The organism is Pseudomonas fildesensis (assembly GCF_001050345.1).
GTDB classification, from domain to species: domain Bacteria; phylum Pseudomonadota; class Gammaproteobacteria; order Pseudomonadales; family Pseudomonadaceae; genus Aquipseudomonas; species Aquipseudomonas fildesensis.
Window position 1 is genome coordinate 52,592 of sequence record NZ_LFMW01000004.1, and the last position, 12,959, is coordinate 65,550.

Genomic DNA, 12,959 nt, shown 5'->3' on the forward strand with positions numbered 1-12,959 from the left:
ACTGCCCCGCAAAACCCCACCCCCGCAATGCCCGTCTACACTCGAGACATTCCCCGTGCCATAACGAGACCGTTATGCCCAGATTGCCGACCGTGATACTGCTGTCGCTGCTGACCTGGACCGCAACGGCTGGCGCGTTGACGCTTACTGATGACGAGCGTGGCTGGTTGGCGGACCATCAGGAGCTGCGCCTGGGGGTGGACGCGTCATGGCCACCCTTCGAATACCGTGATGAGGACGGCCGTTACCAAGGTCTGGCAGCGGACTATGTACGCCTGATCCAGGACCGTCTGGGCGTCAGGATTAAGCTGATCGAGCCGGTTAACTGGAGCGCCGTACTGGAGCTGGCCCGGAGCAACCAGCTAGACCTGCTGCCTGGCATCATGTCCACCCCCGAGCGCCAGAGTTTCATGGCGTTCACGCGCCCCTATCTGGACTTCCCCATCGTCATCCTTGCCCACGAAGGAGGCGCCCAACCGCGCAACCTTAAAGACCTTTATGGGCTGAAGATCGCCGTGGTGGAAAATTACGCTCCCCACGAATTGCTGCGCACCCACCACCCCGATCTCAACCTGGTGGCGATGCCAAACGTCAGTTCGACTCTGCAAGCATTGGCCACCGACGCAGTGGATGCGGTGGTCGGCGATCTGGCCTCAAGCGTCTGGAGCCTACGCCAGCTCAAGCTCGACGGTCTGTACGTCAGTGGCGAAACGCCTTATCGCTACCAACTGGCGATGGGCGTGCCTCGCGATAACAAAATGCTGGTGGCTATCCTCGACAAGGTCCTGGCCGACCTCAGCCCCGAGGAGACCGAAGCCATCCAGCAACGCTGGGTCGGCAGCCTCACCGATCACCACACATTTTGGGCAGACCTGTTGATGTACGGCCTGCCCGCCGCACTGCTGCTAAGCACCGTATTGGCCATCGTGATCAGGATCAATCGCCGGCTCAGCTCGGAAATTGCCCGCCGCGTGGCCCTCGAACAAGAACTGCGCAGCAGCGAATACCACTATCGCGGCTTGGTGGAGAGCCTGTCCGCCATCGCCTGGGAGGCCAGCGTCGCCGATTTCACCTACAGCTACGTGTCGCCACATGCCGAGGATCTACTGGGTTATCCCCGTGCCCATTGGCTGATTCCGGGTTTCTGGCGCAACATCATCCACCCCGCAGACCTGACACGAACAGAAGCGTACTGCTATCGCGAAACCCGTGCGAACCGCGATCACAGCGTCGATTACCGTGTAATCACAGCCGACGGCCGGTGCCTGTGGGTACGTGACATTGTCAGCCTGATCGAGCACGGCCAGGAGCCCGTTCTGCGCGGTCTGATGATCGATATCAGCGAAGCCAAACGCACGGAAGAAGCGCTGCAACTCTCCGAGCAGAAGTTTGCCTCCGTGTTCCAGCAGTGCCCTGACATATTGGTTATCGCGCGGCTGTCGGACGGTTGCCTGCTGGAGGTCAACAAAGCGTTCGAAGACCAAGTGGGCCTCAAGGCTGAAGACGTGATCGGCAAAACCGCCAGCGCACTGAATATCTGGGGCATCCCAGGCATCGGCCCGGACTTGCTGCAACGGGTACAGACCACCAGCATTCGCAACCTGGAGATGCCTTTTCTGCGCAGCAATGGCCAAGCGTTTACCGGGCTGATTTCCGCCGAGCCATTCCAACTCGACACCACCGAAGCCCTGGTGGTGGTGGTGCGTGATATCACCCAGCTCAAGGAAACCCAGCAGCAGTTGCAAACCTCCGAAGAAAAATTTGCCAAGGCTTTCCATGCGTCACCCGATGGTTTGCTGCTGAGCCGTCAGCGCGATGGCTTGCTGATCGAGGTGAACGAGGGTTTCACCCGCATTACCGGCTTTGCCAGCGCCACCTCTCTCGACCAGTCGACCCTGGACCTGGGCATCTGGGTCGACCTTAACGAACGCAAGCACATGCTGGAGTTACTGCAACGTGACGGGTTCGTGCGCGACTTCATGTGCCATATACGCCGCAGCGACGGGCAGATTCGGCTTTGTGAAGTGTCTAGCCGCCCACTGCCCATCGGCGATGAAGACTGCATGTTGACCATCGCCCGGGACATCACCGAGCGCCATCTGATGCAGGAAAAACTGCAACAGGCCGCCACCGTCTTCGAAAGCACCGCCGAAGGAGTGTTGATCACCGACACCCGGCAGAACATCAGCGCCGTCAACCGCGCCTTCAGCGAGATCACCGGTTACAGCGAAGCCGAAGCCCTCGGCCATACCCCGCGCCTGCTCGCCTCCGGCCTGCATGACAGCGCGTTCTATGCCGCCATGTGGCACCAATTGACCGCACAAGGTCACTGGCAGGGCGAGATCTCCAACCGCCGCAAGAATGGCGAGTTGTACCCCAGCTGGCTGACCATCAGCGCCGTGCGCAACCGTGATCAGTTGATCACGCACTTCGTCGCCGTGTTTGCCGACATCTCCAGCCTCAAGCTGGCCCAGGCCCGCCTCGACTACCAGGCGCACCACGACCCACTGACCGGCCTGCCCAACCGGACACTGTTCGAAAGTCGATTACAGGCCGCCCTCAACGGCCATCAGGAAACCGGCAAACAGGGCGCGGTGCTGTTTCTCGACCTGGACCGTTTCAAACACATCAACGACAGCCTCGGCCACCCCATCGGCGACCTGCTGCTCAAAGACATCGCAGTACGCCTCAAGGAACAACTGCGCGACATCGATACCGTCGCCCGCCTGGGCGGTGATGAATTCATCATCCTGCTGCCCGGCCTTCAACACGCCAGTGATGCCCAATATCTGGCCAATAAACTGCTGGCCTGCTTCACCCCGCCGTTCCAGGCCGGCGAACACGAGTTCTTTATCAGCGCCAGCATCGGCACCAGCCTGTACCCCCAGGACGGCACCGACGTCGCAACCCTGGTCAAAAACGCCGACGCCGCGATGTACCGTTCCAAGGCCAAAGGCCGTAACCGGGTCGAAAGCTACACCCACGACCTCACCACCCAGGCCAAGGAGCGCGTGGCACTGGAGCACGAACTGCGCCGCGCCATCGAACGTGAAGAGCTGAGCCTGTATTACCAGCCAAAACTCAGCCTGGTGACCCAAGAACTGATCGGTGCCGAAGCCCTACTCCGCTGGCATCACCCCACCTTCGGCGACGTGCCGCCCGAACACTTCATCGCCCTCGCCGAAGAGAACGGCATGATCCTGCAGATTGGCGATTGGGTACTTGAACAAGCCTGCCAGCAACTGCACGCCTGGCAAGGCTCCTTTGAGGATTTCGGCCCGCTGTCGGTCAACCTCGCCGGCGCACAACTGCGTCACCCCGGCTTGCTGGCTCGCATCGAACAGTTGCTGCGCGACTACCGCCTGGAACCTGGCTGCCTGCAACTGGAGATCACCGAGAACTTCATCATGAGCCAGGCCGAAGAAGCGCTGGAAGTGCTGCACCAGCTCAAGCGCCTGGGCGTACAGCTGGCAATTGACGACTTCGGTACCGGCTACTCGTCCCTCAGTTACCTCAAGCGGCTGCCGCTGGACTTCCTGAAGATCGACCAATCCTTCGTCCGCGGCCTGCCCGACGACCCCCACGACGCCGCCATCGTGCGCGCCATCATCGCCCTGGGCCACAGCATGCAATTCACCATCATTGCCGAAGGCGTGGAAAACGCCGCACAACAAGCCTTCCTGGCTGCCGAAGGTTGCGAACAAATGCAAGGCTACATCGTCAGCCTGCCCTTGCCGCCGGCGCTTTTTGCCTCGACCTTCCTTCGTATGAGGATTGAGGATTTTTCGGATAGCACAGCGGAGAAACCATCGCTATAATCCGCGACCTACTGAGGGCCTATAGCTCAGTTGGTTAGAGCAGGGGACTCATAATCCCTTGGTCGTAGGTTCGAGTCCTACTGGGCCCACCAACTTGAAAGCCGCGCATTGCGCGGCTTTTGTGTATCTGGCGTATTACTCCCGCCCAATAAAACGATAAGGGCGTCCACAAAACGTCCACACCCTCGTCGCCAACGCAAACCTGTAACATGCCCCCATCACCGCCTGTACCGGAGTAGCCCTTGCCCGCCCTCGATGAAATCGATCGCCAACTGATCGCCGCGCTGCAGATCAACGCCCGCGAAAGTGTGGCCATGCTCGCCCGGCAGTTGGGTATCGCGCGCACTACAGTCACGTCGCGTCTGGCGCGTTTGGAGAAAACCCAGGTGATCACCGGTTACGGCGTACGCTTGGGCCAACGTGTGGCGGATGGCGGTTTGCAGGCGTATGTGGGGATCACCGTGCAACCCCGCTCGGGCAAAGAGGTGCTGCGCAGGCTGAGCGCCATGGCGCAGGTGCAACAGTTGTGCGCGGTGAGCGGCGAGTTCGATTACGTGGCCTGGCTGCGCACCGATTCGCCGGAGCAACTGGACCAACTGCTGGACCAGATCGGCAGCGTCGACGGCGTGGAAAAAACAACCACCTCGATCATCCTCAGTAACAAATTGGATCGCGGACAACCTATCTGACCAGTTACTTCGTCATATTGACTGAAACCAATCCAATCCGACGACACTTTGCGTCTTATTAACGAGCGCTACGCTCCCTAAACTGGCTGCCATCTTTTCCTATACTCAACGGGCACATCCCGCCGAGTCGTCAGTAAGGTCAGCCATGAGCATTCCGTCCAGCACCATCAGCAAAACCAATCGCCACCCTGCAGACGGTAAAAAACCCATCACCATCTTTGGCCCGGACTTCCCGTTCGCCTTTGATGACTGGATCGAGCACCCGGCCGGCCTGGGCAGTATTCCCGCGGCCAACCTGGGCGCCGAAGTGGCAATCGTCGGCGCCGGGATCGCCGGGCTGGTCGCGGCTTACGAGCTGATGAAACTGGGCCTTAAACCCGTGGTGTATGAAGCCTCGAAAATGGGCGGCCGCCTGCGCTCCCAGGCGTTTGAAGGCGCCGAGGGCATCATCGCCGAGTTGGGCGGCATGCGTTTCCCGGTGTCGTCCACCGCGTTCTATCACTATGTGGACAAGCTGGGCCTGGAAACCAAACCCTTCCCCAACCCGCTGACGCCAGCCTCAGGCAGCACGGTGATCGACCTGGAAGGTCAGACCCACTACGCACAAAAACTCTCCGATCTTCCTGCACTGTTCCAGGAAGTGGCTGACGCCTGGGCTGATGCCCTGGAGGCCGGCTCGCAGTTCGGTGATATCCAGCAAGCCATCCGTGACCGCGACGTACCACGCCTCAAAGCGCTGTGGAACAAGCTGGTGCCGTTGTGGGACGACCGCACCTTCTACGACTTCGTTGCTACGTCCAAGGCCTTCGCCAAGCTGTCGTTCCATCACCGCGAAGTGTTTGGCCAGGTCGGTTTCGGCACCGGCGGCTGGGACTCGGATTTCCCCAACTCGATGCTGGAAATTTTCCGCGTGGTGATGACCAACTGCGACGACCACCAACACCTGGTGGTCGGCGGCGTGGCGCAGGTGCCAATGGGCATCTGGCGTCATGTGCCGGAGCGCTGCGCCCACTGGCCGGCCGGCACCAGCCTCAGTTCGTTGCACAGCGGCGCGCCACGGGCCGGGGTCAAGCGCATTGCCCACGCCGCCGGTGGCCGTTTCGCGGTGACCGACAACTATGGCGACACCCGCGAATACGCCGCCGTGCTGACCACCTGCCAAAGTTGGTTGCTGACCACCCAGATCGAGTGCGACGAAACCCTGTTCTCGCAAAAGATGTGGATGGCCCTGGACCGCACGCGCTACATGCAATCGTCAAAGACCTTCGTGATGGTCGACCGCCCGTTTTGGAAGGACAAAGACCCAGAGACCGGTCGCGACCTGATGAGCATGACCCTCACCGATCGCCTGACCCGTGGCACTTACCTCTTCGACAACGGCGACGACAAGCCCGGCGTGATCTGCCTGTCGTACTCGTGGATGAGCGACGCGCTGAAAATGCTCCCGCAGCCCATCGATAAACGGGTGAAACTGGCCCTCGACGCACTGAACAAGATCTACCCGAAGGTCGATATCAAGGCGCGCATCATCGGCGACCCGATCACCGTGTCGTGGGAAGCCGACCCGCATTTCCTCGGGGCCTTCAAAGGCGCGTTGCCCGGCCACTATCGCTACAACCAGCGGATGTATGCACACTTCATGCAGAAGGACATGCCCGCCGAACAACGCGGGATTTTTATCGCCGGTGACGACGTGTCCTGGACCCCCGCCTGGGTGGAGGGCGCGGTGCAAACTTCGCTGAACGCGGTGTGGGGCATCATGACCCACTTCGGTGGCAGCACCCACCCGGAGAACCCTGGGCCAGGCGATGTGTTCGATGAACTCGGGCCGATCGCCCTGGCCGAGTAAGGAGATGACCATGCGTGTTGCCCTGTACCAATGCCCGCCGCTGCCGCTGGATGTGGCCGGTAACCTCACGCGCCTGCACCAACTCGCACATGAGGCCTCCGACGCTGATGTGCTAGTGCTGCCGGAGATGTTCCTCACCGGCTACAACATCGGTGCTGAAGCCGTCGGTGCCTTGGCCGAAGCGCAGGATGGCGACTCTGCGCAAGCCATTGCCGAAATCGCGAAAAACACCGGGCTGGCGATTGTCTATGGCTACCCGGAGCGGGCAGAGGACGGGCAGATTTACAACGCCATACAGTTGATCGACGCCCACGGTCAGCGCCTCTGCAACTACCGCAAGACGCATTTGTTTGGCGACCTGGATCACTCGATGTTCAGTACCGGGGAGGATGACTTTCCGCTGGTGGAGCTCAACGGTTGGAAGCTGGGTTTCCTGATTTGCTACGACCTGGAGTTCCCGGAAAACACCCGGCGCCTGGCCCTGGCCGGTGCCGAGCTGATCCTGGTGCCCACCGCCAATATGGTGCCGTTCGACTTTGTCGCCGACGTCACCGTGCGTGCGCGGGCCTTTGAGAACCAGTGCTACGTGGCCTACGCCAACTATTGCGGGCACGAAGATGAAATCCAGTACTGCGGGCAAAGCAGCATTGCCGCGCCAAATGGCCAGCGAATTGCCCAGGCCGGTCTGGATGAAGCCTTGATCGTCGGCACACTGGATCGCCAATCGATCCTCGACGCGCGGGCCGCGAATCACTACCTGCAAGACCGCCGCCCCGAACTGTACGGCGCACTGCACAAGCCCTGATCTATCGGGTTTGCTAGCATAGGCACTTCCTACGTTTCGGAAGTGCCCATGCCTGCGCCGGCCCACCCTCATCACCTTCATCTGACCCTGGCCAATGGCCTGCGGGTTTCCCTGCGCCATGCGCCGCGTTTAAAGCGTTGCGCCGCTGTTTTGCGGGTAGCTGCGGGCAGCCATGACGTGCCCTTGACCTGGCCGGGGCTGGCGCACTTTCTGGAACACCTGTTGTTTCTGGGTACCGAACGTTTCCCCACGGGCGAAGGGCTGATGGCCTACGTGCAACGCCACGGTGGCCAAGTCAACGCCAGCACCCGCGAGCGCACCACGGAGTTCTTCTTTGAACTGCCGGTGTCGACCTTTGGTGATGGACTGGAGCGGTTGGCGGACATGCTGACTCATCCGCGCCTGACGCTTGAAGACCAATTGCGCGAGCGCGAAGTGCTGCACGCGGAGTTTGTCGCCTGGTCCCAGGATGCCAAGGCCCAACAACACGTGGCGTTGCTGGAGGGGTTGGCGGCCGATCATCCGCTGCGGGGATTTCATGCGGGCAATCGCGACAGCCTGCCGGTTGAGCGTGAGGCATTTCAACAAGCGTTGCAGGCATTTCATGCGCATTTCTATCAAGGCGGGCAAATGACCCTGAGCCTTGCCGGGCCGCAGTCATTGGCAGAACTGGAAGCCTTGGCGCAGCGCTTCAGCGAGGAACTGACCTCGGGCCCTCTGCGCCCACAGGATGCGCCACCTGCATTGATGACCGGCACGGCACGGCGCTATCAGCACGTCGATAAAGACCACCTGCACCACGTCATCACCTGTGACGCACCGCGCGAGGCGCTGGACTTTCTCTGTCTGTGGCTCAACGCGCCGGCAACGGGCGGGTTACTCGCTGAACTGAAAACGCGACAGCTGGCCACTGCACTGCATGCATCTGTGCTGTACCACTTCGCCGGGCAAGCGGTGCTGGATATCGACTTTACCGTCGAGGCCCACAGCGATTCGGCGACACAGATCGGGACATTGCTGCACGACTGGCTGAGTTTTTTCGCACACAGCGACTGGACACCCTTGCGCGAAGAACTCGCCCTGTTGAACGCCCGCCAACAACAAATCCTGGGAGCACTGGCATTGGCGCGCAATGACAGCGAAGACCTGTCGGAACACGCTGTCACGGGCCTCAAGGCGATGCTTGATTCGCTGCACCTGCAGCCATCGCAGCACACTTGGCAACTGCCGCCGAACAACCCGTTCCTGCGCCCACCGGCCAAGGAAGAACGAGCCGGCCTGATTCGTGGCCAGACCAGCGCACACCGCGGCCTGCGTACCTTTGCCCAAGACCGCTCACGGGGCCGGCGGGAGCTGCCTGCGCTGACGTTCAGCCAGGCGTTGGCGGATGATGGCGATGAAGGCGCGCTGTACCTGCACTGGCGATTTGAATCCGATGCCTGCGCCGGTCTGGAGAACAGCCTGCAACCCTTGCGTGAGGATGCCCGTCAGGCGGGCGTCGAATTGTCTTTTGAAGTTATCGGCAAAGACTGGCGGGTGAAAATGATCGGGCTGCACGAACCGATGCCGGCCGTGCTGGAAGCGTTAGCGCATAGCCTCAATCAGCCGCAAGAAGCGCCTCCGCCCCCCCTCCCCGTGATTGCCATCCGGGCCTTGCTCAAGGCGCTGCCAGCTTGCTGCGCCGGCACCAACCCCGAGACCCGCGAGGAGCCCGTCTCGTGGGCCACCGCACGCTGGCAAGGCTTCGGGCTGGGCCTGCCAGTTACCTGTGAAGCAGCGATCAAGGCAGCGGCTGTCCGCCTGCCTGGGCAGCCCGCAACCCTCGAATTTAAATTGCCAGGCCTCAGCGGCCAGCGCGTGTGGCATGAAGTAAAAACCGATTCCGACGAAGCCGCCTTGCTGCTGTTTTGCCCGGCACCCAGCCAGTCCCTGGACGATGAAGCGGCATGGCGACTGCTCGGGCATCTGCTCCAAGGCCCCTTCTACCAACGCCTGCGCGTCGAGTTGCAGTTGGGCTACGCCGTGTTCAGCGGTGTCCGACAAATCAGCGGGCAAACCGGCCTGATGTTTGGCGTGCAATCCCCCAGCGTTTCCCTCGAGGGGATCGTTGATCACCTTCGAACCTTTTTCGAGCAATTGCCCGCGTTGATCGACAACAGCGAAGACCTGGGTAACCTGCCTTTGGCGCAACAGTTCGCCGCGCAAGGGCTGCCCGTCGCCCAAGCCGCCGAGTTGCTTTGGCACGCGCATGTGGCGGGCCATCCGTCGGATTATCTCGCGCGGCTGCAACAGGCGATCCAGAGCCTTACGCCGAAGGATCTGCAGCATGCCGTCCAGCGGTTGCAGGACGCGTCCGGCGGCTGGCGCTGCGTGGCCAACGGCCCACCTATCAACGATTTCTGGCAAACGGCAAGCTGATCATTGCCGTCCCTGCAAAAGGCTTTTTCCACCAAGACAGCGCTAACTTGAAAAGAATTGCGTAACATTCCCACGCACACATCTGAACATCTCCGACTGGAGGTGGACTATATGTATTACTTGGTAGTAAACGTCCCATCCCTTCGTAGGAGTAAGAATATGACTTGGTCCAAACCTGCTTACACTGATCTGCGCATCGGTTTCGAAGTCACCATGTACTTCGCCAGCCGCTGATCAGCTGGGTAATACAACGCCTCGGCTCGCCCGGGGCGTTTTTGTTTTGAGCTTTGCTTGATGGAGCGGCCATGTTTGTCCAGATTCTAGGTTCCGCCGCCGGCGGCGGCTTCCCGCAATGGAACTGCAACTGCGTAAACTGCGCAGGTTTTCGCGACGGCAGCTTGCGAGCCCACGCGCGCACCCAGTCATCTATCGCGATCTCCGACGATGGCGTGAATTGGGTGCTGTGCAATGCGTCGCCGGATATCCGCGCGCAACTCCAGGGCTTCGCGCCAATGCAGCCCGGCCGCGCACTGCGCGATACGGGCATCAGCGCGATCATCCTGATGGACAGCCAGATCGACCACACCACCGGCCTGTTGAGCCTGCGCGAAGGTTGCCCGCATCAGGTGTGGTGCACCGACATGGTCCATGAAGACCTGAGCAGCGGCTTCCCGCTGTTCACCATGCTCACCCACTGGAACGGCGGCCTGGCCTGGAACCGCATTGAGCTGGACGCCAGCTTCACCATCCCGGCCTGCCCCAACCTGCGTTTCACACCGCTGCCACTGCGCAGTGCCGCGCCGCCCTATTCGCCGCACCGATTCGACCCGCACCCCGGCGACAACATCGGCCTGATCGTCGAAGACCTGCGCACCGGCGGTAAACTGTTCTACGCACCGGGCCTGGGCAAGGTCGATGCGCCGTTGCTGGAGATCATGGCTGGCAGCGACTGCCTGCTGGTGGACGGCACGATGTGGGACGACGATGAGATGCAGCGCCGTGGCGTGGGCACCCGCACCGGTCGCGAGATGGGCCACCTGGCGCAGAACGGCCCCGGCGGCATGCTCGAAGTGCTGGAACAATTGCCAGAGCAGCGCAAGGTGCTCATCCACATCAACAACACCAACCCGATCCTCGATGAAGACTCGCCCGAGCGGGCGGAATTGGTGCGACGCAATGTCGAAGTGGCTTACGACGGCATGAGCATTGAATTGTAGGAGCAACCGAAATGACTGACACACCGCTGACGCCCGCCGAATTCGAGCATGCCTTGCGGGCCAAGGGCGCCTTCTACCATATCCATCACCCGTACCACGTGGCGATGTACGAAGGCCGCGCCACCCGCGAGCAGATCCAGGGCTGGGTCGCCAACCGCTTCTACTATCAGGTGAACATCCCGCTGAAGGACGCCGCAATCCTGGCCAACTGCCCGGACCGCGAAATCCGTCGCGAGTGGATCCAGCGTCTGCTTGACCACGACGGCGCCCCCGGTGAAGACGGCGGCATCGAAGCCTGGTTGCGTTTGGGCCAGGCGGTCGGCCTCGACCCGGACCAACTGCGCTCCCAGGAACTGGTGCTGCCCGGCGTACGTTTTGCGGTGGATGCGTACGTAAACTTTGCGCGCCGGGCCAGTTGGCAAGAAGCCGCCAGCAGCTCCCTGACCGAACTGTTCGCACCGCAGATCCACCAGTCACGCCTCGACAGCTGGCCGCAGCATTACCCGTGGATCGACCCCGCCGGCTATGAGTATTTCCGCACGCGCCTGAGCCAGGCTCGTCGCGATGTGGAACACGGTATGGCGATCACGCTGCAGCACTACACCACCCGTGAAGGCCAGGAGCGCATGCTGGAAATTCTCCAGTTCAAACTGGACATCCTGTGGAGCATGCTCGACGCCATGAGTATGGCTTACGAATTGAAACGCCCGCCCTATCACAGCGTGACCGAGCAGCGGGTCTGGCATAAAGGAATTACCCTATGAGCTTTGATCGCAGCAGAAAACCGACCTGGCGCCAGGGCTATCGCTACCAGTACGAGCCTGCGCAAAAAGGCCACGTGCTGCTCTACCCCGAAGGCATGATCAAGCTCAACGACAGCGCCGCGTTGATTGGTGGTTTGATCGACGGCGAGCGCGATGTGGCGGCGATCATCGCCGAGCTGGACAGGCAATTCCCCGGTGTGCCTGAGCTGGGTGATGACATCGATCAATTTATGGAGGTCGCCCGTGCTGAGCACTGGATCACCCTTGCCTGAAAAACCAGCCATCGGCCTGCCGCTGTGGTTGCTCGCCGAGCTGACCTACCGCTGCCCGTTGCAGTGCCCGTATTGCTCTAACCCGTTGGATTTCGCCGAGCAGGGCAAGGAGCTGAGCACCGAACAGTGGATCAAGGTATTTCGTGAAGCCCGGGAAATGGGCGCCGCGCAATTGGGCTTTTCCGGCGGTGAACCTCTGGTGCGCCAGGACCTTGCCGAACTGATCGCCGAAGCCCGTAAATTGGGCTTCTACACCAACCTGATCACCTCCGGCATCGGCCTCACCGAGCAGAAAATCAGCGACTTCAAAAAGGCCGGCCTGGACCATATCCAGATCAGCTTCCAGGCCAGCGACGAACAGGTGAACAACCTGCTGGCCGGCTCGAAAAAAGCCTTCGCGCAAAAGCTCGAAATGGCCCGAGCGGTGAAGGCGCATGGCTATCCGATGGTGCTGAATTTCGTGACCCATCGGCACAATATCGACAAGATCGACCGCATCATCGAGCTGTGCATCGCGCTGGAGGCGGACTTTGTCGAGCTCGCCACCTGCCAGTTCTACGGCTGGGCGCAGCTCAATCGTGTGGGGTTGTTGCCAACCCGGGAACAGTTGGTGCGTGCCGAACGCATCACCAACGAATACCGCGCCAAGCTGGAAGCCGAAGGGCACCCGTGCAAGCTGATCTTCGTGACACCGGATTACTACGAGGAGCGCCCGAAGGCCTGTATGAATGGCTGGGGCAGCATCTTTCTGACGGTGACACCGGACGGCACCGCCCTGCCCTGTCATGGCGCCCGACAGATGCCGGTGCAGTTTCCCAACGTGCGCGACCACAGCATGCAGCACATCTGGTACGACTCATTCGGTTTCAACCGCTTTCGCGGTTACGACTGGATGCCCGAACCCTGCCGTTCCTGCGACGAGAAGGAAAAAGACTTCGGCGGCTGCCGCTGCCAGGCCTTCATGCTCACGGGGGACGCGAGCAATGCCGACCCGGTGTGCAGCAAGTCCGAGCAGCACGGCATCATCCTTCAAGCGCGGGAAGAAGCCGAACACGCCACCCAGACCATCGAGCAACTGGCCTTTCGCAATGAGCGCAATTCGCGGCTCATCGCAAAAGGCTGAGGCC

General features: G+C 61.1%; 10 protein-coding genes and 1 tRNA gene. All 11 read left to right on the top strand.

From position 1 onward, the window contains the following. Positions 1-74: 74 nt before the first annotated feature. The 11 genes from ACR52_RS06655 to pqqE all read left to right on the top strand — a co-directional run bounded on the left by ACR52_RS06655 (position 75) and on the right by pqqE (position 12,955). Positions 75-3,818 carry a bifunctional diguanylate cyclase/phosphodiesterase gene (locus ACR52_RS06655; protein WP_048722096.1) on the top strand — a complete coding sequence of 1,248 codons (3,744 nt, stop codon included), beginning with the start codon at positions 75-77 and terminating at the stop codon, positions 3,816-3,818. A gap of 15 nt (positions 3,819-3,833) precedes the next feature. Next, positions 3,834-3,910 (top strand) — tRNA-Ile (locus ACR52_RS06660). Between the two features lie 150 nt (positions 3,911-4,060). Then, entirely contained in the window at positions 4,061-4,507 is a 447-nt protein-coding gene (locus ACR52_RS06665) for an Lrp/AsnC family transcriptional regulator (protein ID WP_048722099.1), read from the top strand. Between the two features lie 166 nt (positions 4,508-4,673). Then, a complete protein-coding gene (locus ACR52_RS06670) occupies positions 4,674-6,356 on the top strand; it encodes a flavin monoamine oxidase family protein (RefSeq protein ID WP_048722991.1) in 1,683 nt (560 codons plus the stop codon). 10 nt (positions 6,357-6,366) lie between these two features. Further along, entirely contained in the window at positions 6,367-7,161 is a 795-nt protein-coding gene (locus tag ACR52_RS06675; protein WP_048722102.1) for a carbon-nitrogen hydrolase family protein, read from the top strand. A gap of 48 nt (positions 7,162-7,209) precedes the next feature. Continuing rightward, positions 7,210-9,579: a pyrroloquinoline quinone biosynthesis protein PqqF gene (pqqF, locus tag ACR52_RS06680; RefSeq protein ID WP_048722106.1), complete on the top strand. Its 2,370-nt coding sequence runs from the start codon at positions 7,210-7,212 to the stop codon at positions 9,577-9,579. A 159-nt stretch (positions 9,580-9,738) separates the two neighbouring features. Then, a complete protein-coding gene (pqqA, locus tag ACR52_RS29205; RefSeq protein ID WP_003194766.1) occupies positions 9,739-9,813 on the top strand; it encodes a pyrroloquinoline quinone precursor peptide PqqA in 75 nt (24 codons plus the stop codon). A 71-nt stretch (positions 9,814-9,884) separates the two neighbouring features. After that, a complete protein-coding gene (pqqB, locus tag ACR52_RS06685; protein ID WP_048722109.1) occupies positions 9,885-10,796 on the top strand; it encodes a pyrroloquinoline quinone biosynthesis protein PqqB in 912 nt (303 codons plus the stop codon). A gap of 11 nt (positions 10,797-10,807) precedes the next feature. Further along, entirely contained in the window at positions 10,808-11,560 is a 753-nt protein-coding gene (gene pqqC, locus ACR52_RS06690; protein WP_048722112.1) for a pyrroloquinoline-quinone synthase PqqC, read from the top strand. Beyond that, entirely contained in the window at positions 11,557-11,832 is a 276-nt protein-coding gene (gene pqqD, locus ACR52_RS06695) for a pyrroloquinoline quinone biosynthesis peptide chaperone PqqD (protein ID WP_048722115.1), read from the top strand. Before pqqC ends, pqqD begins: the two co-directional genes overlap by 4 nt. Next, a complete protein-coding gene (gene pqqE / locus ACR52_RS06700; protein WP_048722119.1) occupies positions 11,774-12,955 on the top strand; it encodes a pyrroloquinoline quinone biosynthesis protein PqqE in 1,182 nt (393 codons plus the stop codon). Before pqqD ends, pqqE begins: the two co-directional genes overlap by 59 nt. The last annotated feature ends 4 nt before the right edge of the window (positions 12,956-12,959 follow it).